Genomic DNA, 21,628 nt, shown 5'->3' on the forward strand with positions numbered 1-21,628 from the left:
AAAGAAAGAAGGCGCCTTTTTATACTCTGATTCCAAGGTGGTACACTGAATGGAAGAAAATATCATTATGGTGCCGGGGTCCGGCACCAAGGTCATTGAGCGCGACGTCAAACAGGAGATCGAAACCGCTTTTCTGGATTACTCCATGTCGGTCATCGTCTCCCGCGCGCTGCCCGATGTGCGGGACGGCCTCAAACCCGTCCATCGCCGCATCCTCTACACCATGCACGAGCGCGGCAACGATCCCCAGCATCCCTACCGCAAATCCGCCGACACCGTCGGTGCCGTGCTGGGCTCCTACCATCCCCACGGCGACGCCTCCGTCTACGACGCCATGGTCCGTCTGGCCCAGGATTTCAGCCTGCGCTATCCCCTGGTAGACGGCCAGGGCAACTTCGGTTCGGTGGACGGCGACCCTCCGGCTGCCTACCGTTACACCGAGGCCCGCATGTCCAAGATCGCCTGCGAGATGCTCACCGACATCGAGAAGGATACCATCGACTGGGACCCCAACTTCGATGAGACCAAAAAAGAACCCCACGTGCTGCCCAGCCGGTTCCCCAACCTGCTGGTGAACGGCAGCCAGGGCATCGCCGTGGGCATGGCCACCAACATCCCGCCCCACAACCTGCGGGAAGTGGTGGCCGGTATGTGCGCCCTCATGGACAACCCCGACATCGACCTGGCCGGTCTGATGGAGTTCGTCAAGGGCCCCGACTTCCCCACCGGCGGCATCATCATGGGCCGGTCGGGCATCCGGGCGGCTTACGCCACCGGCCGCGGCAAGATCACCCTGCGCGGCCGCGCCGAGATCGTGGAGAAGAAAAACGGCCGGTATGAGATCCTCATCACCGAGATCCCCTACATGGTCAACAAGACCCGCCTCATCGAGTCCATCGCCGATCTCGTCAAGGACAAGCGCATCGAGGGCATCTCCGACCTGAACGACGAATCCTCCAGCCGCACCGGCATGAAGATCGTCATCGAGATCAAGAAGGACGCCAATCCCCAGGTGGTGCTCAACCAGCTCTACCGCTACACCCAGCTCCAGGACACCGTGGGCGTCATCATGCTGGCCCTGGACGACGGTGTGCCCAAGATCATGAGCCTGAAGACCGTCATGGAGCGGTACATCGACTTCCAGATGGAAGTCATCCGCCGCCGCACGGCCTTCGACCTGAAAAAAGCCCAGGAGCGGGAACACATCCTGGAAGGTCTGCGCAAGGCCGTGGACATCGTGGACGAGATCATCGCCACCATCCGCGCCTGCAAGGGCGGCTTCGCCGAAGCCCGCCAGGCCGTCATGGACAACTTCGGCTTCGACGAGCTCCAGGCCGACGCCATCGTCAAGCTGCAGCTGGGCCGTCTGGCCGGTCTGGAGATCCTCAAGATCGAGCAGGAGTTGGGCGAACTGCGGGAAGCCATCGCCGATTACAAGGATATTCTCTCGAACGACGAGCACGTCAAGCGCATCGTCAAGACCGACCTGCAGACCCTGGCCGACAAGTACGGCGATGAGCGCCGCACCTCCATCGAGGCGGTGTCCGGCGAGGTGGACATCGAGGACCTCATCCCCGAGGAGACCTGCATCTTCACCCTGACCCACGAGGGCTACATCAAGCGGACCACCCTGGACACCTACCAGGCCCAGAACCGCGGCGGACGGGGCGTCCAGGGCATGACCCAGAAGGACGACGACTTCACCGAGGAGCTGTTTGTCGGGTCCACCCACGATTATATGCTCTTCATGACCGACCAGGGCCGGGTCTATCGGCTCAAGGGCTACCAGGTGCCGGAGGGCAGCCGCACGGCCAAGGGCAGCCACATCGTGAACCTGCTGCAGCTCCAGGAGGGCGAAAAGGTCACCCTGATGCTCCAGCAGAGCGCCAAGGCCGACGAGGACAACACCTACCTGACCATGGTGACCCGGCAGGGTCTCATCAAGCGCACGCCGCTGTCCCAGTTCCGCAACATCCGCAAGGCGGGCCTCATCGCCATCGGCCTCAACGAGGGCGACAGCCTGGTGTGGAGCCACCTCACCGGCGGCGGCGATGAGATCATCGTGGCCACCCACGATGGTGCGGCCATCCACTTCACCGAGTCGGGCGCCCGGGCCATGGGCCGTACCGGCCACGGCGTGCGGGTCATCCGTCTGCGGGAGGGCGACTACGTCATCGGTGCCGGTGTCTGCCGGCCCGGCGCCACGGTGCTCACCATCACCGAGGACGGCAAGGGTCGCCGCAGCCGGGTGGACGATTACCGCATCACCAAGCGCGGCGGTCTGGGTATCCGCAACTACGCCAAGGGCGGCGTGGCAGGCATCAAGATCGTGGACGAGACCGATGATCTCATCCTCATCAGCGCCAACGGCATCCTGATCCGCCTCCATGCCTCCGACATCAACGTCCAGAGCCGCTACGGCAGCGGTGTCCGGGTCATGCGCCTGGGCGAGGGCGACAAGGTGGCCATGGTGGCCCGCGTGGACCGCGACAACGAGGCCGAGACCGCCAAGGTGGAGGCCGATGCCGGGGATGAAAGCGAACCCTCCGCCGAGGAACTGGCCGCCATCGAGGCCGCCGAACGCGCCGACGAGGCCGCCGATGTCCCCGACGACGAGTGATCTTGTTCCTTCTTTGCAAAGAAGGAACCGAAGAAATTCCAAATAAAAATATCCCGAGGGGGTTTACCCCTCGGGATATTTTTGTTGAGAGTTCTTTTGGTTCTTTTCTTGCAAGAAAAGAACAGGCTCTCCCGTATGGTGGGCCATCCAGGACTTGAACCCGGGACCAAGCGGTTATGAGTTACTACCATTCATCAAAATAGTGTTTTTTTCGTGCAATTTTTACAGTGAATGAACAGAAAAAACCGATTTAATTGCAATAATTTGACGAAACTTTGAGTATCATTTCCGCCTCTATTGAATCCTTCGTAGCCAATCCGTAGCCAAAACGAAAATTGGCTACGAAAAACGCATGGTTAAACCAATTTACTCACGTTTTGGCTACCAGAATTAGTAGACAATGCGATGCCCGCAGCTTTAACCGTTTTTTTGATACCAATTATATATTACCGTTTTTTCAGCTGTCAATACGACAGCTGTTTTTTTTACGATAAAAATAATGATGGGGGAAGTGTACCATTTTGGGAAAATGCGTCGCTGACATTTTCCCCCCACACCCCCCTACTAGCTGAAAAAATGACTGGCTGAAAAGGAGATATTTTCTATGAGAGAAAGAGTTACAACGGATCAGATTAAGTTGGCAAGAACTGTAGATTTAATCAGCTATATGCAGCAATACGAACCGGAAGAATTGATCCGAACAGGCCCGCATGATTACAAAACTGCTACGCACAGCAGCCTTTGCATCAGCGACAACGGTTTATGGCATTGGTATTCCAGAGGCATTGGAGGCCGAGGGGCGCTGAACTATCTCATTCAGGTTAAGGGAATGGATTTTGTCAGTGCCGTGCGCCATCTGTGTGAACTGGAACTCCCGGCCCATGCTCCTTTTCAGCCTGTCAAAAAAAATCCGCAGCACGAATATGAGCGAAAGCCTTTCGCTCAGCCGCTTCCCGACAGCAACGCAGAAACGGTCGTGCAATACCTCAAGCGCAGAGGTATCGACGGGAAGATCCTGAAATACTGCATCAATCAGGGCATTATCTACCAAACCACACGAAGTGGTTATAAAAACTGCGTTTTTGTTGGGATGGACAGCGAGGGAAAGCCCCGATCTGCCAGCGTGAGAGGATGCCAGGGAATTTTTCGCGGCGAGTGTGCAGGAAGCGAGAAGCAATTCGGATTCTGCATTCCTCCCAAAAACACCGAAACCGACCTCGCAGAGGTTTATGAAGCCCCCATTGATCTGCTTTCCGGGGCAACATTGCATCTGATGAAAGGCCACGACTGGAGGCGAAACCATTATGTTTCCCTTGGTGGCCTGAATTATGTGGCATTGGACAACTATCTTGAGAACCACCCGGAAATCCACAAACTTCTGCTCAGGCTTGATAATGATGAACCCGGCTTGCAATTTGCCATGAAGCTGCAGGAACGCTATCAGGCACGAGGGTAAGAAAGAAGCTGTCCGCCAGCAGGAGGTGCGCTGATGCAATCCTTTATAGATCATTTCTATGTGTGCGAGGATCTGAGCAAACTGGGACCTTTGGACATTCAGCGTTTTGACACGCTGCAGGAGGCGGTAACTGCCTACCAGACGCTCTCCGGTGATAAGGTGAAAGCCCTGGGTGTACAGAACACGCTGCCCAGGCCCGGAACACTGGATTTTGTGCAGCACCTGAATGGGAAAGACACCCTGCTGAGCGATTGCCTGCGCCTTCCTGCCTGGCGTAATGCAGAAATACAGAAAACATGGAGCGAGCTGCGGGAACTTCTTCCCGGTGCGCAGCGTCGCACCATTCGCTTTATTACCCCGGAGTACCAGGACCTGTTTACCTTGCAGGATGGTGAATCTCTGAAAATGCGCTATATGGATGGTACCACCAAAACCACCCCTTGCTTTGCCTGTTCGGATGGATACCACTTTTACCTCGGCGCAAATCAGCTGTTTCATATCTGCCAGTTTGCGGAGATAAGCAGGGCAAACGGTACTATCTATATGCCGCAGACTTCCCATGAGGGGGAGCGTGCCGATACCTATGAGATTTATCAGTTGAGCCGGTACAGCGCAGCTGACTATCGCTTTGCTGACTATGGGTATGCCAAAGACAAGATGAAGGCCAGCGACTATCGCCATGCCTATTCCGGGATGCTGGCCAAGGACACCACACTGGATGACCTGTACCTTCTGCACAACCGGGATGATCGGCCCTTTGCGCACCAGATGACCTCTATGTCTATGAGCGATATTATCGTCACGGAAAAAGCGGGAAAAAGAACTGGTTATTATGTGGACAGCTTCGGTTTTACGGAGCTGCCCACCGGGTTTGAGCGGCAACTGTCCAAAGGGAGAACGCAAAAGCGCACTGAACCCGAACGATAAGAAAGGAATGGAGAATGCCCACCTACAAGGATATAAGAACCCTTGCCCGGTCACTGGTCGGGCAAGTTACCGAAAGCGGCGAATCGTGGAAGGCTTTTCTGGATTCCGCCGCCTATACCTACAATTACGCCTTCCCGAACCAACTTCTGATTTTCAGCCAGAGGCCGGATGCCACCGCTGTGGCCAGTATCGACTACTGGAACAACAAGGCCCTGCGCTGGGTCAACCGGGGCAGCCACGGTATCGCCCTGCTGGACAGCCATTCCAGCCGGGGAAAACTCCGCTATGTGTTTGACATAGCCGATACCCACGGACGGGGGTATGTGCAGCAGGCCATGCCCTGGATGGTGGACAATACCAATCGGCAGAGAGTGTGGGAGGCACTCAAAAACACTGCCAATGCCGATACCGTCCAGAATGCGATTGCCCTGCGTGCTGCTACTCAAGCTGCCGAACATCGCACACAGATTTCCCGACTGTTGGAGAACACTATATCCGGCAGCACACTGGAGTGGCGGCATAGGGACGAACAGCAGAAAATACTGGAAAGACTGGCAGCACAAAGTGCGGCTTACATGATGGCCAAACGATGCGGCATCGACACGACAATGCTGGAAACGGATGCTTTTGCCACGGTTTCCGAATTCGATACCGACGCTATTGCGGTAGCGCTGGGGTCGTTGACTTCACAGGTGAGCCGACCCATGCTGCAAAGCCTTGGCAGTCTTGTCCGCCAGATCGACAGCGTTGCATTGCCTGCCCCGGAAGCGCATAATCAAACCGAAGAAACGAAAAAGGAGGCATCCCGTGATGGAGTACACCCAAGTGAACGGGTATCTGATCCCGAATCTGACACTGAGCGAACAACCGGCACAGCCGATTGGCAAGTACGGCGAAATCCGCAGGGAGTTCCTGCGGGAGAACACGCCGGTGACCTTCGACCTGATGCTGATGGAGGGGACGCTGTACCCCCATCTGCTGGAAGTGGACAAGAGCGCAAGGAAGCAGATCAACCAGACCATGCAGCAGCTGATCCGGCAGACACCGATGCCCAACCGGAAAACCGACCCGCTGGGCTGGGCGCAGCAGATGAACCTGCTGAAAGCACAGGCCGAGGAAATGGTGATGCCGATGCTGTACGCCCTGTAAACGAAGATACCCGAGAACTGGAAGCGGAGAGTGATGAAACACTCCCCGCTTTTTTTGTGCCCGAAGAACAGGCCGAAGAAATGGGCCTGCCTGACGAAGAGCACCAGTCTCAACAGGTTGAGCAGGCAGCAGGCACCGATAACGTGCAGCCGCTGGCTCCTCCGGTGGTTGATCGCACCGGCGAAAGAATCACAGACGAGGAGATCACCCGGGCGCTTTGCGACGGCAGCGGCTTTGAAAATGGCAAACTGCGGATACAGTATTATTTCTCCCAGCCGGTTTTGCCGACGATGGACGAAACGGTTCACTGGCTGAAAAAGGAATATGGTATCGGCGGCAGGTCGTGGAAACTCGCCGATGGTTCCCAGGGCTGGCTTGACTACAACAGCAAAGGCTTTGAAATCCAGTGTACCACCAATGAGGGCCGGGTGAACCGCCCACTTACATGGCGTGAAGTTTCCAGCCGATTGCAGTTGCTGGTCCAAAGCAACCGGTATCTGACAACCGAGGAACACTCCGAGTATGAAGCATGGCTATCGGCCCGACAAGCTGAGCAGGCTCAAAAAGCTGCGGATTTGGAACAGGCCAAGGAGATCATTCGGGAATACTGTTCCGAGAATGATTTTGAGCCGCCGGAGTTTGAAGATCTTGCCAACATCGAACTGGCATATTCCACTGACGGCGAAGGAGAACACGAGATCACAGTTTATGCGGATCTTGTGCATCACAAGCTGGTCTACGAGGTAGATGGCGAGCGCCTCCTTTCCTCGCAGTACGGCAGCACAGCAGAACTGATTGCTCATGAATTGACCGACCTGACCTTTGATGGTCTGATTGGCACCGCTGAGCAAGCGTATCAGGAGCAGCAGGCTGAACTAGCTGCCCGGGCCACCCCCATCAAGCGCCCCTGTGCGCCGGGGGATGTGGTGTATCTGGAAAATGGCAAGCCCTATGTAGTGCAGGATATTGGCGAGACCGATATTCTGGTGCAGGACCAGGACTTTCCGCTGTTCAGCCGAACCATTGACCGGGAAAATTTTTCCCGGCTGCTTGGACGGGATGACCGGAATGCAGACCTGCAGGTGCTGCCGCTGCCGGACGCAGTTCAGGAACAGACTCAGCCCGATGAAAGCACAGCGGCGGTGCAGCCGGAAGCTCAGGAAGAAAGCGCGGATTCCCCCTTTGTAGAGCAGGTCATGGCAGATGCCAAAGCCTTCTCGGAACCTTATGAGTACCAGCCCATCAACTATGTCGCACCGTATCGGCCTCCCGTTCCCGGCACTCCCAAGGAGAAGTTTGCCGCCAATATGGAAGCCATCCGCACCCTCAAAAAGGTGGAGCAGCGTGTAGCCCGGGGCATGGCACCGGCCAACGAGAATGAACAGAAGATCTTGGCTCAGTACAGCGGCTGGGGCGGACTTGCGGATGCTTTTGACCCAAACAAATCCAGCTGGTCCCAGGAGTACCGCGATTTGAAAGCTATTCTCACCGAAAGTGAGTATCTGGCGGCAAGGAGCAGTACCCTCACGGCCTACTTCACGCCGCCCGAAGTCATCCATGCCATGTACCGGGCGCTGGAGCGTATGGGGGTGCGTGGCGGCAACATTCTGGAACCCAGCATGGGCATCGGTGCCTTTTTTGCCCATAAGCCCAGCAGTTTCGATCTGAACAGCGCCAAGCTATACGGGGTGGAAATAGATGAATTAACCGGACGGATAGCCCGCCAGCTTTACCAGAAAGCACGAATCCAAATCACCGGCTTTGAAAAGGCGGACCTTCCTGACAGTTTTTTCGATTGCGCCGTGGGCAATGTGCCTTTTGGTGATTTCTCGGTGAGTGATCGGGCCTATGACAAGCTGCATTTCCGAATCCATGATTACTTTTTGGCCAAGACCATCGACAAGGTGCGCACCGGCGGCATCATTGCCATGATCACCACCAGCGGTACCCTCGACAAGAAAAGCGATACCGTGCGGAAGTACATTGCTGCCCGCTGCGACCTGATCGGGGCGGTGCGGCTGCCCAACACGACCTTCAAGCAGAACGCCGGAACCGAAGCTGTGGCGGACATTCTTTTCCTGCAAAAACGGGATCGGCTGGTAGAGAGGGACGAGGCATGGCTGCACATCGGCCAGACCGAGGACGGCATCCCCATCAACCAATATTTTGTAGAGCACCCGGAGATGGTGTGCGGCACCATCAAGATGGTCAGCGGCCCCTATGGACCTACCCCTACCTGTGAGCCCAGCAGAGAAGGTAAGCTGGAGGAACAGCTGGACCGGGCCATGTCCCATCTTTCTGGCACCCTGACCAAACCGGAAATTGCTATCGAGGCAGCGGAAGAACAGGACGCTGATATGATTGAAGCTGACCCGGATGTCCGGAATTTCAGTTATACCCTGAAAGACGGCAAAATCTATTTCCGCACCAACTCTGTGATGAAGGAAATACGACTGGGGGCAACTGCCGACAATCGGGTGCGCCAGCTGATTGCCCTTCGGGATACTGTGCGGGAGCTGCTGCAGGCCCAGCTGGACGATCTGCCCGATGCAGAAATCCATCGCCTGCAGACACAGCTGAAAAAGCAATACGATACCTACACCCATGCACACGGCCTGATCAGCAGTCGTGGTTCGGCGCTGGCCTTTCAGGATGACAGCAGCTATTACCTGTTGTGTTCTCTGGAAGATGTGGATGAAAACGGCAAGCTGAAAGGGCTTTCGGATATGTTCACAAAGAGGACCATCCGAAGCGCAAAACCGGCGGACCGTGCAGACACGGCCAGTGATGCGCTGGCCCTGTCCATTGGTGAAAAAGCCCGTGTGGATATGCCTTACATGATGCGATTGACCGGCAAAACCGAGGAAGAAATCGTGACGGAACTGAACGGTGTGATCTTTGAGGACCCGCTGGAAAAGACACCCGACGGCGGTCCGGTATATCGGACGGCAGACGAATACCTCTCCGGCAATGTTCGAAAAAAGCTGGAGATCGCCCGCCTTGCCGCAGCCAAGGATTCCCGCTTCCGGGTCCATGTGGATGCGTTGCAGCAGGTACAGCCTAAAGATCTGGATGCCAGTGAAATCACAGTCCGGCTGGGGGCAACATGGATCGAACCGGCCATCATCAAGCAGTTTGCCGATGAACTGGTGGATGCCCCGATGGTTTCCCGGCGTATGGTAGATGTGCATTACGCCCCCTACACTGGACTATGGAACATTTCTGGAAAAAGCATTACCGGCGGAAATATCAAAGCAAGCGTCACCTACGGCACAAACCGGACAAACTTCTACCACATTCTGGAAGAATCTTTGAATCTCCGTGCCATTCGTATCTTTGATACGGTCCGAGACCCGGACGGCACAGAACGACGTGTTCTAAATCCGCAGGAGACCCAGGCGGCCCAGGGAAAACAACAGCAGATCGAGGACGCTTTCAAGGAGTGGATCTGGAAAGACCAGAATCGCCGACTTGCTCTGGTGAAACTCTACAATGAGAGATTCAATTCTACTCGTCCCCGGGAGTATGACGGGAGCCACATTCAGTTTCATGGTATGAATCCCGAAATCACGCTGCGCCCGCACCAGCGCAACGCCATCGCTCATATCCTGTATGGTCACAACACCTTGCTGGCTCATGTGGTAGGTGCAGGCAAGACGTATGAGATGGTGGCAGCAGCCATGGAAAAGAAACGCCTCGGCCTTTGCAGCAAAACACTGATCTGCGTACCCAATCACCTTACAGAACAAATGGCATCCGAAGCGCTGCAACTGTATCCCAATGCCAATATCCTGGTGGCCAAGCGCACCGATTTTGAAAAGGCCAACCGTAAACGATTCTGTGGTCGCATTGCCACTGGCAATTACGACATTATTGTGATCGGCCACAGCCAGTTTGAGAGAATCCCGCTGTCCAATGAACGGCAGGCGCTTTATCTTCAAAAGCAGATTGACGAGGTGATAGAACAGACAGCAATGCTCAAGCGGGAACACGCCGAAAACTTCACCGTCAAACAGATGGAGCGGACCCGGAAACAGCTGGAAAAGCGGCTGGAAAAACTCAATAATACCGAACGAAAGGACGATGTTGTTACCTTCGAGGAACTGGGTGTGGATTCTCTCATGGTGGATGAAGCCCACATGTTCAAAAACCTCATGTGCGTTTCCAAGATGAGGAATGTGGCGGGCATCAGCCAGACCGAGAGCCAGCGGGCCAGCGACCTGCTGATGAAAACCATGTATCTGGATGAAATCACCGGCGGGCGAGGCGTGACTTTTGCCACCGGCACACCGTTGTCCAACAGCATGACAGAGCTGTACACCATGCAGCGGTATCTGCAGCGGCACACTTTGGAGGTCAACGGGCTGGCAAACTTTGATGCCTGGGCTTCGACCTTTGGCGAGACCGTGACAGCCATTGAACTGGCCCCCGAAGGCACCGGGTATCGGGTTAAGACCCGCTTTGCCAAGTTCTACAATTTACCGGAGCTTATGGCCATGTTCAAGGAGTGCGCCGACATTCAGACGGCGGATATGCTCAAACTTCCGGTGCCGGAGCTGGAGGGCGGAAAGCCCATCAATGTACAATTGCAGCCCAGCAGCATCCAGCGAGTAATGGTGGCAGACCTGGGAAAACGAGCGGACATTGTGCGCAATGGTTCGGTAGACCCCAAAGAAGATAATATGTTAAAAATCACGAACGACGGCAGAAAGTTGGCCCTGGATCAGCGCTTAATTGACCCGGACCTGCCTGATGACCCCAACAGCAAAGTAAATGCCTGTGTGGACAGGGTCTTTGAAATTTGGGAAAGGACGAAAGCCAATCGCTCCACCCAACTGATTTTCTGCGATCTATCCACGCCTAAAGCGGGCGTTTTCAATGTGTACGATGATATTAGGGATAAGTTGGTGACACGCGGTATCCCCAAGGAAGAAATTCAGTTTATTCATGATGCCAACACCGAGGCCCGCAAGGCTGATCTTTTCGCCAAGGTGCGCAGCGGTACGGTGCGGGTCCTCATGGGCAGCACTGCCAAGATGGGGGCTGGCACCAATGTGCAGCGAAAACTGATCGCTCTGCATCATCTGGATGTACCGTGGCGGCCTTCCGACATCGAACAGCGGGAAGGCCGCATGGTGCGCCAGGGCAATGAGAACAAGGAAGTGGCAATCTACCGCTATGTTACGGAAGCCACTTTCGATGCCTATTCCTGGCAGCTGATCGAGAACAAGCAGCGGTTCATCGGTCAGGTGATGACCAGCAAGAGCCCGGCCCGGTCCTGTGATGACATGGACGAGGCAGCGCTGTCCTATGCGGAGGTCAAGGCCCTGGCCGCTGGGAATCCGGCCATTAAGGAAAAGATGGATCTGGACATTCAGGTGACCCGGCTGCGCACGCTGAAAGCACAGTACACCAGCCAGCACTACCGTCTGGAGGATGATGTAGCCATCAAGTTTCCTACCGAAATCCAGAAAACAAAAGGGGTGATTGCAAATTGTTCAGCTGATGCAAATACTGTTGAACAAAACACGCATCTGGACAGTGAGGGCAAGGATGCCTTCAGCATCTGTCTGATGGATACGACCTATGACAAACGTGAAGATGCCGGACGTGCCCTATTGGGCCTGATTGGCGCAGCCATGTCCAGTGAAAAGCCGGTACCCATCGGCAGCTATAAAGGATTGACCGTGCAGGCCATCTTCCTGCCGTTGGGGCAGGAATTTCATGCCCAGCTTGTGGGGGCTGGCGTCTATGACGTGCCCCTCGGAGCCGACGCCTCGGGTAATATCACCCGTATTACCAACGCTGCCGCCGGTATCACGAAGCGCCGTGACGAAGCCACTAACAAATTGGCGCAGTTGGAAAAGCAGCTGCAAAACGCAAAAGATGAATTGCAGCAGCCGTTTCAGCAGGAGCAAGAACTGGCTGAAAAGAGCAGGCGTTTGGCAGAACTCGATGCACTTTTGAAGATGGACGAGAAGGACCGTGTTGTGGATGCCGTCCCCGATGAGGAAAGTCAAGTATCCGTGCGTTCGGTTCGTCAGCGTTGCGGTATAGAGAGGTAGGTTATATGATACATATACGCAAAACAATTCGAGGTCCCCCCAGATGGGGTCACAGGAGGAGAGAAAATCAACCATGATTCTGGATGCAATCTATGAGTTTTCGCTGGCAGAAATGGCCCCGCCCAGAACTGACGAGTACGAAGAGGCACTTTCACGCTTTAGGCAAGCTGTGGATACGCTCAAGCAGGGTCTGACATCAGAACAAAAGGAGCAGCTGGAAGCTGTGCTGTCCAGTAAAAATGTCCTGGTCAGTCTGGAGGCCGCCGAACAGTTCAAACTTGCTTTCTCGGCAGGTATCCAGCTGGAACGAGAAACGAGAGAAGCATCTCAGAAATTCGATTATGAATAAAGGAGAATCCCATGAAAAAAGCACTTGTACTTATGCTCTCCCTGATCATGCTGACAGGATGTGCCACTACCCGTACCGAACCTACGGTGACAGCAACGCCTGAGTCGGCAGTCGCGGCCACCCCCGACACCGCGGCATCGGAGGCTCCCACGATGCCTGAATCTTCCGTGGTTGACACCACGACAACCGACGCGGGGGAAAAGAAAGAGATGACGGCATCGGCAACGCCTTCCCCTGCTCCCACCGAATTGCCCGAAGCCGACCAGGTTGAAGCAGCCAATTCGGAAATCATTGTCGAAGAAGCGGCAACCTCTACAGCGGAGATGAGCTACGGCGCATTACCTTTTGATTTGGCGGCAGGAACACAGGAATGGTGGGGCATCGACAGCAGCGATGCCGCCTACTGGGCCGTACAGGACAACATCAATGCTATGCGGGAAGCCGGTGGCCTGCCCGATCTGTCCATGGACAGCAGCCTGAGTGCTGCGGCAGATGCGCGGTGTGAGAGCTTTGTGGCCGGTGGTCCCTTTGACCACAGCGGCATGACCACCACCAGTGAGATCTGCGCCAGCGGTCCGCTGGAATCTGCTTCTGCTGTCTGCACAGCCTGGCAGAATAGTCCCACCCACTATGCCAACATTATGAACGCCAGCTTTACCAGTATGGGGGTTGGCTGTTGGTTCTGTGATACAGACCAGGGCCGGTATACCTATTGGGTGGTCACCTTCAGCTGAAAGAATATCGAGAAGAAAAGCACCTGCCTTGTGCCGCATTTCAGCGACATTCAGCAGGTGCTTTCTCATTCTGATCGGCTTTTTATCGGTTCGCTTTACCGAAAAAGCTCAGGGTAATTGCTGGACGCCCAGACAATACGCTCGATGACAACCTGGGATTGGTCAATCCGGTAAATCACAATGTGGTTGTCATGAACCAACTTTCGGAATCCCAGGGCATTCAAGTAGGTGTCGGGGTGTTCCTCTCCCATGCGCGGAAACAGGGATAGCTTTTCGATGTGGTCCTGTAATTCAGCGACGGCACGGAGCGCAGAATCCTCACCCACTTTCTCAAAGTGGTAATCGGATATGTTCAACATATCCTGTAAGGCTTCTTCAGTATAAATAACGGAAAACTCAGCCATTTTTCTGCCTCTGCCTCTCGCCTAAATGCTGCTGGATTTTGGCGCGTACTTGATCGGGTGTATAGGTCGGCTTACCGGCCAAACGACCCATCTCCGCCTCCAGTATCATTGCGCGATGTTCCAGAACGGCTTCCCGTCGGTCCAGTTCTTCTTCCCGCCGAGTAAAGGCGTTCAAGTCCATCAGGACAGTATCGCCTTCGCCGTTGCGGGTGATATAGATGGGTTGACCGGTGGTACGGGATCGAGCAGCCAATTCGTTGTATTCCGTGCGAAGCGCCGAAGCAGGTCGAATATCAATAGCCATACGCTAGGCCCCCTTTCTGTTTTTAGTATAACGCAACTAATAGCAAATTACAATTAAATTTTGAATTAATTTGCTTGAACAAATCCGATAATCACCATAGGTTCTAAGGCGTCTGCTTACGCAGGCGCTTTTTTTATTGCAGGAGGTTTTTATATGAAACGACATACCGTAAGGCAGCGGCTGGCAGCATTCCTTTTGGCGGCTCTGATGAGCCTGTCCTGGCTGCCGCCTTTGCCTGCCTTCGCAGAGGATGACGCTGCCGTAACGGCATCCGCTGCAGAAAACGATTTGCCTTCTCCCGAAAACGAAGCAACCCCGGAAACGTCGGACCCTGAGAGCAACGTAGTTGAGGATGAAACATCCGAAGGTGACACATCGCTCAGCGAAGCTGCTCAGAAATTCGTGGATTCTGTCAATGCTTTGGACCGGGACAGCATTCTGAGCGCCGTGAACACCTGGGCCTTGGCCAGCCAAGCATGGCAGGCTGAAAAAGACAATCCTGATCTGACGGCTGCGCTGGAAACTGCAACGGCGGCATCGGATGAAGCTGCGGCACCGGTTTATGCAGCCGAAGATCTGTACATTGCACTTACCGATGAGGACAGGGCGCAGGAAGCCGTTCAGACTGCTTACAGCGCACTGGCCGCTTTGTTCGTCACCATGCAGCTTACGATGGAAAATCCCACTGCTCCCGAAGAGGGCGGCGGGACCCCTCCGGACCAGGACGAAATTGCCACCGTATTGTATGGTGAGCTGCCCGATGCCCCGACCGGCAGCTACATGGGCAGCTATGGCTTGCCCATCGCCACCGGCGATACCAAAATTGGTATCGGGTATTGGGGGAACGAACTGCTCTCGGCGGACAATCAGGGCAGGCTGGATGCTCAGGCGCTCAACTCCGATGCCATGACCATTGTGGTATCTCGTCAGGAAGGTGAATCCTATGCCGTGGTGCCGATCATGGTAGAGGTGGAATACCCCGCCAACAACAGCACTTCTCAAGTGATTCTGCCGGATAATGTGACCGTGCTCGATTATGACGGCACGGAAGCAGATGCCGACGAAACCAGCCAGATCCTTTCGGGCACCTATGTGGAAACCTCTGCGGCTGCCACCGGCCTTTATGTGAAAGCCGAAGATGATTTCGTTGCAGAGTTTTCTTATACTGCGCCGGACGGCAGCAAGCTGCACAAAACTTTACAGGTAAAATTGGGCGAAAACACGGCGAACAAAGCAAGTATTCAGTCCAATGGTATCACCACCTATGCCGCAACGCCTACGCCGCCGTGGACCACCGGTAAAATCACGTCGATTGCCTACGAAGGTGGCACCTGGCTGGTCTGGTTCAATGGCGTCGAAGCGTACTGTTGCAGTCACGGCCTCAGTGGCCAGCCCAACGGTTGCCCCACATACTCTTTCAGCTATGTTTCCAAGCTGGAGCCAGGACAATACACCCCCGGCGCACACTATCTGAATCAGATTAATATTTGGGGCGGACTTGGCCAGCTTTCGCTGGGACTACTGACTGAAAAACATGATCCCACCGATTACGGGAGCAGCGATTTTGCTGCCGATACCGTAGCCACCTATTCTGCCACCGAAAACGATATGCTGAAAGCAGCATATCAGTATTACGATGATACCCAGTTGTGGATCATCAAGAATTATCCTGACAGTGCTGCGGCCAAAGCCTATCTGTCTGCGGCTGCACAGCTTTTGGGGGCAGATAATGGAGTTAGTACGTTTGCCTCTGGCAAGGGCTATTACACCTACATTTATAGCCCTCCTGCCGGATATGCATGGCAGATTATTGCTTTGATCGGTCCTGAAATTACCGATGAGGAAGGCGGTACCGATATTCCCGACATCCCCGATGCCGAGTATTACTCCGCCAACTGGACCGCTCCGGCTCAGAGCGCCAGCGGTAGTTTTGACCTGACTTTTACAGTCAATACCGATAAGCAGCAGCTGGAAACCGCAGAAAAGATTGACGGGGCAACCATTACCATTACGCCCTCCAAAACCAGCGGCAGCATCGACGGCGGCAGCTGGCAGATGAGCCCTGCCGGTGCGCAGACCATTACCACCACCGGCCATACCAACGATGACAACTACCAGAACAACGGCGGCGACGGCACGGTCAGCTGGACAGTGCATTATGAGGTCAGCAAGACCAGCACCACAACGCTCAGCGGTCAGGAAGGCCCCTACAGCAGCCAGGCCGAAGCGGATGCGGCGGCAGAAGCAGCCAAAAACGCTGCCATTTCCCAGCTGCAGAACGAAGCACAAGGCATGGTGGATGCAGCTATTGCAGCCGCCCGTGCCGAACTGGCCTCCATTGTTTTCCAGTATGACGAGATTGATGTACCCTATGGGTTTGAGGAATTTTCTGGAGCATTGGGCAGTCATCAGACCATCACAGTGCCTGCTGACAGCAACAATCATTATGTGATGAAGAACGACGAGTGGAGCCTGCAGGTCACTCTGGAAAAGGTAGACAGTGAGACCGGGCAGCAGATCGCAGCGGAAACAGAGTTCCAGGTCTTTGAGTGGGATGTGGTGACGGAGCAGTATATCCCCTTCGGCGGGTATAACCAGTACACGGTGGTCCGAAATGAGAACGGCAACTACTCCGTAGCCAATGGTACCAACTACGGCACCGAGTTCGATACCAGCCGGAAGATGTATTATACCCAGCGGAACGAGGGCAAGTTTATCATTGTAGAAACTCGTGCGCCTTCCGGTTACTACGGCGACTGGACCGATGTAGAGCATCCCGGCACCGCTGGTACCCCCCTGGGGAAGCGGGCCTATTACATTGAAATTACGAAAGACAATGATGGCAGTGTGATTACCCTGGACAACAGCCACTACAACGCAGATGTGGCTATGGAGTATACCGGAGGCACCAAGCTGCTCACGGCGGAAGGGGTGGAAGCCACCGTCACCATCTATGACCAGTACCAGGATGCGGGCCGTGCCTACAATACCGACAACTCTAAGACTGCAGCCAATGAGGATTCTTACACCATGACTCCGATTTCCGGTGTCATGCAGAATGACAGGGTACCTGATCCGTTTCGTGGCTGCCAAAACAGCAGTAGGCTACGGTATGGAAATCATGCTGCAGGTCTTTGAGGTGTGCAACGGCATTGTCAGTGAGATGGCTGCCAGCATGGGCGGCATTTCTCAGGCAATGGTTTCACTGCCCGGTGAGGTACAAACCGCTATTGAGAATGTGGGCTTTCTGGCCAGTATTCCGCTCTGGCTGGTTACCATCCTGGGCAGCCTGTTTATCACGGTACTGAGTTTCATTATGATTCTCACTGTGTACGGGCGCTTTTTCCGCCTGTATATGTACACGGCCCTGGCACCGATCCCGTTGGCAACCTTTGCCGGAGACAGCACCCAATCTGTGGGGGTGGCATTTCTGAAAACCTATGTGGGTGTCTGCATGGAAGGCGCGGTCATTGTACTGGCCTGCATCATCTATGCAGGCTTTGTGGGAACCCCTGTTGTGGCCACCGGCGAAGCCACCACAATGGTTTGGAGTTATCTGGCAGAAACGGTTTTCAATATGTTGGTTCTTGTGGGCCTTATTAAAGGTTCTGACCGCATCGTTCATGAAATGATGGGGCTGTAAATGAAATTGACTATGCGCTCAGGCGGTGTATCCGCCTGGGCGCTTCTTTATGGAGGTGAGCTTTTGCAAGTCAACATCAATAAGGAATTCCAGCATTATGAGGAAGATGTGTTTATGGGATTGTCCTTGCGGCAACTCCTTTGGTCTGGAGCAGCCATCGGTACCGCCGTGGCGGTCTACTTTGGATTGCAGCCGGTGCTGGGGCAGGAAACTGTGAGTTGGGTCTGTATCGTGGCCGCAGCCCCTTTTGCTATGGCGGGCTTTTTTCAATACGACCAGATGACCATCTGGCAGTTTCTGAAAGCCGTTTTTGTAACCGAGTTCCTTCGTTCCGGCCCGAGAGTATGGGTGGCCGAAAATCGGTTTGAAGCGGTCCTGCATCCTCAAAAGAAGAAAAGACAGTTTTGGAAGAGAAAGGAGAAGCGAAAGCCTTGAAACTGAATGAGTATGCCTCCACCCGGAACACCTGGGGTGGGGTAAACACACCGAAATCGGTGCAGAAAAGCATCCCGGTTGACCGCATTTACGACGATGGAATGTGGCGTTCCGGTAATGTGTACAGCCAGATGTGGAGCGTGTCAGACATCAACTATGCGATGGTGTCTGACGGCAAAAAAGACGAGATCCAGCAGGTGTACGGCAAACTCTATGCCGGTGTTCCTTCGGACTGCACGATCAAGATGTGTATTGTCAGCCAGCGTATGGACGATCTGGTGTTCCGGCGGGATGTACTGTACCATCGAGCAAACGACGGCCATGACGATCTGCGGGCCGAGAAGAACCGCCAGTTGGCCGCCTGCGCCTCGCTGGTTGGCAATGTGCTGCAAAGCAAATATGTGATTGTTTCCACACAGAAAAACCGTGTCGAAGATGCACGGGATCGGCTGCGCCAGGTGCAGGGGCATCTGGTCAACATCCTATCCGAACTGGGCAGCACTGTACGGAGCGTGGACAATTCCGAACGCCTTCGGATTCTCCACAATTTTTTCCGTGTGGGTGAAGAATCACGCTTTGAATTTGATCTGGATCGCTGCACCAAGCTGGGCGAAGATTTTCGGGACTTCGTTGCGCCCGATGTTATTGAGTTCAAGCGTGATCACATCGACATTGACAACCGGGTGGCAAAATGTATGTCCATGTCCTATTTCCCGCAGCGCATTGACGATAAGTTGGTCACCACTCTTTTGCAGCAGGTACCCTATATCATCCTTACCATGGATTTTGTGCCCATTGAAACCGAGGACGCCTACAAAACCTTGGCGGATTATCGGATGAAGGTGGATGCCGACAAGGTCCGGTTCAATCGGAAAAGTGTGGACAATCTGGACTTCACCGCCAATGTTCCGCAGCGCACGCAGGAAGAGGAAAATACGCTGAACCAGTGGCAGCGGGATATGACCGACAATGACCAGCAGATGTTTTTGACGCTTCTGACAGTGGCTTATTTTGCCGATGATCTGGAGGAACTGCGTCAGGAAACCGATGCACTGAAAACGGCGGCAGGCAATTATAACTGCCGCTTTACCGAGATGCGGTGGCAGCAGGAAAACGCCTTTAACACCGCAATGCCCTATGGCTTGCGCCGCATTGCCAATCTCCGGGCCATGACCACCAAGGGCGTTGCATCCCTGATTCCTTTCAACACGCAGGAAGTGCTGGTTCCGGGCGGTATCTACTATGGCGTCAACGCCATCAGCGGCAACATCATCATCGGCCTGCGCACCGTCCTCATCAACGGAAATGCCATGGTTATTGCTACTTCTGGCGGCGGCAAGAGCCTGTTCGTCAAGCAGGAAATCCTGGAGCTTTTCCTGCGATTCCTGAAGGCCAAATTCTATATCGTAGATCCCGAAAACGAATATGGCCCGCTGGTACGGGAACTGGGGGGCATTGTGGTGGATATTGCAGTGGACAGCACTACCTATTTCAATCCGCTGGACTTCACTTATGACCCCTCCACCAAGATTCAGCCCCATACTGCTAAGGCAGAGTTTGTGCTTTCCCTGTGTGAACAGATCATGGGGAAGGACAACATTCAAGCCGGCGACAAGAGCCTGATTGACCGCAGCCTCAAGCATATCTACAAGCCGTTGATTAAATCCGGCTATAAGATTGCGTGCCCCACACTGACCGATCTTTATAACGACCTAAAGGAGCAACCCCATGAACGTGCTCATGAGATTGCGCTGGCGCTGGAATTGTTCGCAACCGGCAGCATGAATATGTTCGCACATCCCACGAACGTGGATATGAGCAATCGCCTGATCTGCTTCAATATCCAGAGCCTGGGCGACCAGCTCAAGCCGGTGGCCATGCTGTCCATGTTGGAGTACATCAACACCTGTGTGATGAGCAATGAGCGCAACGACCCCAAAGCGGCAACATGGGTGTACTTTGATGAGATTTACCTGCTTTTGCGGGATAAGCTGAGTTCTCAATTCCTCTATACCAGCTGGAAGCGGTTCCGCAAATACAACGCCTATGCAACGGGCATCACCCAGAACGTGCAGGACTGCCTTTCCAACGATACGGCATACGCCATGTTGGCCAACAGCGAATTTGTGTGTATGCTGCGCCAGACCAAGGACATCGACAGTGTGGTGGAACTGTATGGGTTGTCCGACCCGCAGAAGAACTATCTGAAGCTGGCGAAACCCGGTCAGGGTATTCTGAAAATGGGCAACAACCTGATCCCCTTTGTAAACGATCATCCGACGAATACCAAAATCTATCGCCTGCTGACCACCAAACCCGGCGAAATGGAAAACTGATCTACCTACAGCAAGCGGCCCTGCGTTGGCAGGGCCGCATCTTTTTGGAGGAACTATGCCAAAAACAATTTGCTCTTGCAGTATGGGCAAAGACAGTCTGGCCACCGTGATTCTTGCCTTGATGCACCACGAACCGCTGGACGAGATCGTCTATTGTGAGGTGATGTTTGATAAAGAAATCTCCGGCGAGGTTCCCGAACACCGTACCTTTATTTATGAAACAGCAATTCCGTGGCTTCGACGGGCTGGTTTGAATGTAAAAATTCTACGGGCAAACACTACTTACAAGGAGTGCTTTACCAAAACCATCCAGCGAGGCAAAGGAAAAGGAAAGCTGAAAGGCTTTCCCCTATGTGGACGATGCAATATCCAACGGGATTGTAAAGTGCGGCCCATTCAAAAGTATATGAAATGTCTGCCACAAGAAACGCAGCAGTATGTTGGCCTTGCCACCGATGAGCAGGACCGGCTTATGCGCCTGCAAGAAAAACAAATTTCTCTGTTGGAACAGTATGCGTGCAGTGAAGCAGAGGCTTGGGAACTGTGCCGCCGGTATGGATTGCTTTCCCCGGTCTACGACTTTACGGACCGCAATGGTTGCTGGTTTTGTCCCAATGCGAAGCTGCCCGAACTGCGTCATCTTTACGACCATCACCCGGATTTGTGGCGTGAAATGCTTGCCCTTCAAGCCTTACCCAATAAAGCTACGGAAAAGTTCAATCGTGAGCTTAGATTCTCAGATTATGATATACTATTCCATAATGAGGATGCTCAGCTTTGTTGGTTCACACAATAAGGAAGGAGATAATCTAATGAAATCAGAAATTCGTTTTAAGGATCGGGAACATCTGGCATTTTATAATAAGGTGCTCAAGCAGACGAGAAAGGATGATCCCTACCACAAAGCCTTTTTCTATGTCGTGGGTATCAGCAGCGATACCCGGAACAACATCCAAAAAATCTTTGACTTTGAAGAGGATTGTATCCGCCCTGATTGTATCAATGACGGCTGGCAGACCAGTGGAACGGAACGGATCACCCGGCTGGCTTTCAACCTCTGGAATGGGTGGAATACTGACGGATACGCAACGCCGTATGATCTTTTTGACTGCGAGTTTGCACCCTATTTCATGGAAGGTATCCGGCTCCGGTATCCCGAGTATTGCCGTGAACTGGAATCTCAGCCACCGAAATGGGAACGATAAT

15 protein-coding genes and 1 pseudogene are annotated in these 21,628 nt (G+C 54.1%); 13 read left to right on the top strand and 3 right to left on the bottom strand.

Annotated features, from left to right (window positions below; translation table 11 throughout):
- Nucleotides 1-49: 49 nt before the first annotated feature.
- The 3 genes from gyrA to NQ490_RS07150 all read left to right on the top strand — a co-directional run bounded on the left by gyrA (nt 50) and on the right by NQ490_RS07150 (nt 5,003).
- On the top strand, nt 50-2,620 hold the full coding sequence (gene gyrA / locus NQ490_RS07140) for a DNA gyrase subunit A (RefSeq protein ID WP_007048458.1): 2,571 nt from the start codon (nt 50-52) through the stop codon (nt 2,618-2,620).
- Between the two features lie 604 nt (nt 2,621-3,224).
- Nucleotides 3,225-4,076 (top strand): DUF3991 domain-containing protein, encoded by an 852-nt coding sequence (locus NQ490_RS07145; protein WP_007048455.1) that lies wholly within the window; start codon nt 3,225-3,227, stop codon nt 4,074-4,076.
- 33 nt (nt 4,077-4,109) lie between these two features.
- Entirely contained in the window at nt 4,110-5,003 is an 894-nt protein-coding gene (locus NQ490_RS07150; RefSeq protein ID WP_007048454.1) for a YodL domain-containing protein, read from the top strand.
- 50 nt (nt 5,004-5,053) lie between these two features.
- Here NQ490_RS07150 and NQ490_RS07155 read toward each other — a convergent pair whose 3' ends face one another.
- The gene (locus NQ490_RS07155) at nt 5,054-5,461 is read right to left on the bottom strand and encodes a hypothetical protein (RefSeq protein WP_007048453.1); all 408 of its coding nucleotides are present in this window, start codon (nt 5,459-5,461) and stop codon (nt 5,054-5,056) included.
- Nucleotides 5,462-5,813: 352 nt separating this feature from the next.
- On the opposite strand from NQ490_RS07155, the gene NQ490_RS07160 reads away from it, so the two are divergent.
- The 4 genes and pseudogenes from NQ490_RS07160 (at nt 5,814) to NQ490_RS07175 (ending at nt 13,300) form a co-directional block, all read left to right on the top strand.
- Entirely contained in the window at nt 5,814-6,152 is a 339-nt protein-coding gene (locus tag NQ490_RS07160) for a TnpV protein (protein WP_007048452.1), read from the top strand.
- Nucleotides 6,153-9,628: 3,476 nt separating this feature from the next.
- Nucleotides 9,629-12,217, top strand: a pseudogene (locus tag NQ490_RS15490) (DEAD/DEAH box helicase family protein); the annotation flags it as partial.
- Nucleotides 12,218-12,290: 73 nt separating this feature from the next.
- On the top strand, nt 12,291-12,566 hold the full coding sequence (locus NQ490_RS07170) for a DUF6809 family protein (protein WP_040918724.1): 276 nt from the start codon (nt 12,291-12,293) through the stop codon (nt 12,564-12,566).
- Between the two features lie 11 nt (nt 12,567-12,577).
- The gene (locus tag NQ490_RS07175; protein WP_007048449.1) at nt 12,578-13,300 is read left to right on the top strand and encodes a CAP domain-containing protein; all 723 of its coding nucleotides are present in this window, start codon (nt 12,578-12,580) and stop codon (nt 13,298-13,300) included.
- A 95-nt stretch (nt 13,301-13,395) separates the two neighbouring features.
- Here NQ490_RS07175 and NQ490_RS07180 read toward each other — a convergent pair whose 3' ends face one another.
- Nucleotides 13,396-13,704, bottom strand: coding sequence for a type II toxin-antitoxin system RelE/ParE family toxin (locus NQ490_RS07180; protein WP_007048448.1), 309 nt, complete (start codon nt 13,702-13,704; stop codon nt 13,396-13,398).
- Nucleotides 13,697-14,008, bottom strand: coding sequence for a type II toxin-antitoxin system prevent-host-death family antitoxin (locus tag NQ490_RS07185; protein ID WP_007048447.1), 312 nt, complete (start codon nt 14,006-14,008; stop codon nt 13,697-13,699). The genes NQ490_RS07180 and NQ490_RS07185 overlap by 8 nt, the downstream gene beginning before the upstream one ends.
- A gap of 153 nt (nt 14,009-14,161) precedes the next feature.
- On the opposite strand from NQ490_RS07185, the gene NQ490_RS07190 reads away from it, so the two are divergent.
- The 6 genes from NQ490_RS07190 to NQ490_RS07215 are packed head-to-tail and all read left to right on the top strand — an operon-like array spanning nt 14,162 to nt 21,627.
- Nucleotides 14,162-17,146 (top strand): hypothetical protein, encoded by a 2,985-nt coding sequence (locus NQ490_RS07190; protein WP_007048445.1) that lies wholly within the window; start codon nt 14,162-14,164, stop codon nt 17,144-17,146.
- On the top strand, nt 17,121-17,651 hold the full coding sequence (locus tag NQ490_RS07195; RefSeq protein ID WP_007048444.1) for a hypothetical protein: 531 nt from the start codon (nt 17,121-17,123) through the stop codon (nt 17,649-17,651). Before NQ490_RS07190 ends, NQ490_RS07195 begins: the two co-directional genes overlap by 26 nt.
- On the top strand, nt 17,652-18,086 hold the full coding sequence (locus NQ490_RS07200) for a PrgI family protein (RefSeq protein WP_007048443.1): 435 nt from the start codon (nt 17,652-17,654) through the stop codon (nt 18,084-18,086).
- Entirely contained in the window at nt 18,083-20,422 is a 2,340-nt protein-coding gene (locus NQ490_RS07205) for a VirB4-like conjugal transfer ATPase, CD1110 family (protein ID WP_007048442.1), read from the top strand. The genes NQ490_RS07200 and NQ490_RS07205 overlap by 4 nt, the downstream gene beginning before the upstream one ends.
- A gap of 55 nt (nt 20,423-20,477) precedes the next feature.
- The gene (locus NQ490_RS07210; protein WP_040918723.1) at nt 20,478-21,218 is read left to right on the top strand and encodes an adenine nucleotide alpha hydrolase family protein; all 741 of its coding nucleotides are present in this window, start codon (nt 20,478-20,480) and stop codon (nt 21,216-21,218) included.
- Nucleotides 21,219-21,234: 16 nt separating this feature from the next.
- Nucleotides 21,235-21,627 (top strand): DUF6075 family protein, encoded by a 393-nt coding sequence (locus NQ490_RS07215; protein ID WP_007048440.1) that lies wholly within the window; start codon nt 21,235-21,237, stop codon nt 21,625-21,627.
- Nucleotide 21,628 lies beyond the last annotated feature (1 nt).

This window comes from Subdoligranulum variabile, assembly GCF_025152575.1.
GTDB lineage: Bacteria > Bacillota > Clostridia > Oscillospirales > Ruminococcaceae > Gemmiger > Gemmiger variabilis.

What these genes read in the sequence shown, in the direction of transcription:
- NQ490_RS07175 (WP_007048449.1), top strand. Translation starts at nt 12,578, where the DNA reads ATGAAAAAAGCACTTGTACTTATGCTCTCCCTGATCATGCTGACAGGA.
- NQ490_RS07155 (WP_007048453.1), bottom strand. Translation starts at nt 5,461, where the DNA reads ATGTTCGGCAGCTTGAGTAGCAGCACGCAGGGCAATCGCATTCTGGAC.
- NQ490_RS07180 (WP_007048448.1), bottom strand. Translation starts at nt 13,704, where the DNA reads ATGGCTGAGTTTTCCGTTATTTATACTGAAGAAGCCTTACAGGATATG.
- NQ490_RS07215 (WP_007048440.1), top strand. Translation starts at nt 21,235, where the DNA reads ATGAAATCAGAAATTCGTTTTAAGGATCGGGAACATCTGGCATTTTAT.
- NQ490_RS07200 (WP_007048443.1), top strand. Translation starts at nt 17,652, where the DNA reads ATGAAATTGACTATGCGCTCAGGCGGTGTATCCGCCTGGGCGCTTCTT.
- NQ490_RS07150 (WP_007048454.1), top strand. Translation starts at nt 4,110, where the DNA reads ATGCAATCCTTTATAGATCATTTCTATGTGTGCGAGGATCTGAGCAAA.
- gyrA (WP_007048458.1), top strand. Translation starts at nt 50, where the DNA reads ATGGAAGAAAATATCATTATGGTGCCGGGGTCCGGCACCAAGGTCATT.
- NQ490_RS07195 (WP_007048444.1), top strand. Translation starts at nt 17,121, where the DNA reads ATGGAAATCATGCTGCAGGTCTTTGAGGTGTGCAACGGCATTGTCAGT.
- NQ490_RS07210 (WP_040918723.1), top strand. Translation starts at nt 20,478, where the DNA reads ATGCCAAAAACAATTTGCTCTTGCAGTATGGGCAAAGACAGTCTGGCC.
- NQ490_RS07145 (WP_007048455.1), top strand. Translation starts at nt 3,225, where the DNA reads ATGAGAGAAAGAGTTACAACGGATCAGATTAAGTTGGCAAGAACTGTA.
- NQ490_RS07160 (WP_007048452.1), top strand. Translation starts at nt 5,814, where the DNA reads ATGGAGTACACCCAAGTGAACGGGTATCTGATCCCGAATCTGACACTG.
- NQ490_RS07185 (WP_007048447.1), bottom strand. Translation starts at nt 14,008, where the DNA reads ATGGCTATTGATATTCGACCTGCTTCGGCGCTTCGCACGGAATACAAC.
- NQ490_RS07190 (WP_007048445.1), top strand. Translation starts at nt 14,162, where the DNA reads ATGAAACGACATACCGTAAGGCAGCGGCTGGCAGCATTCCTTTTGGCG.
- NQ490_RS07170 (WP_040918724.1), top strand. Translation starts at nt 12,291, where the DNA reads ATGATTCTGGATGCAATCTATGAGTTTTCGCTGGCAGAAATGGCCCCG.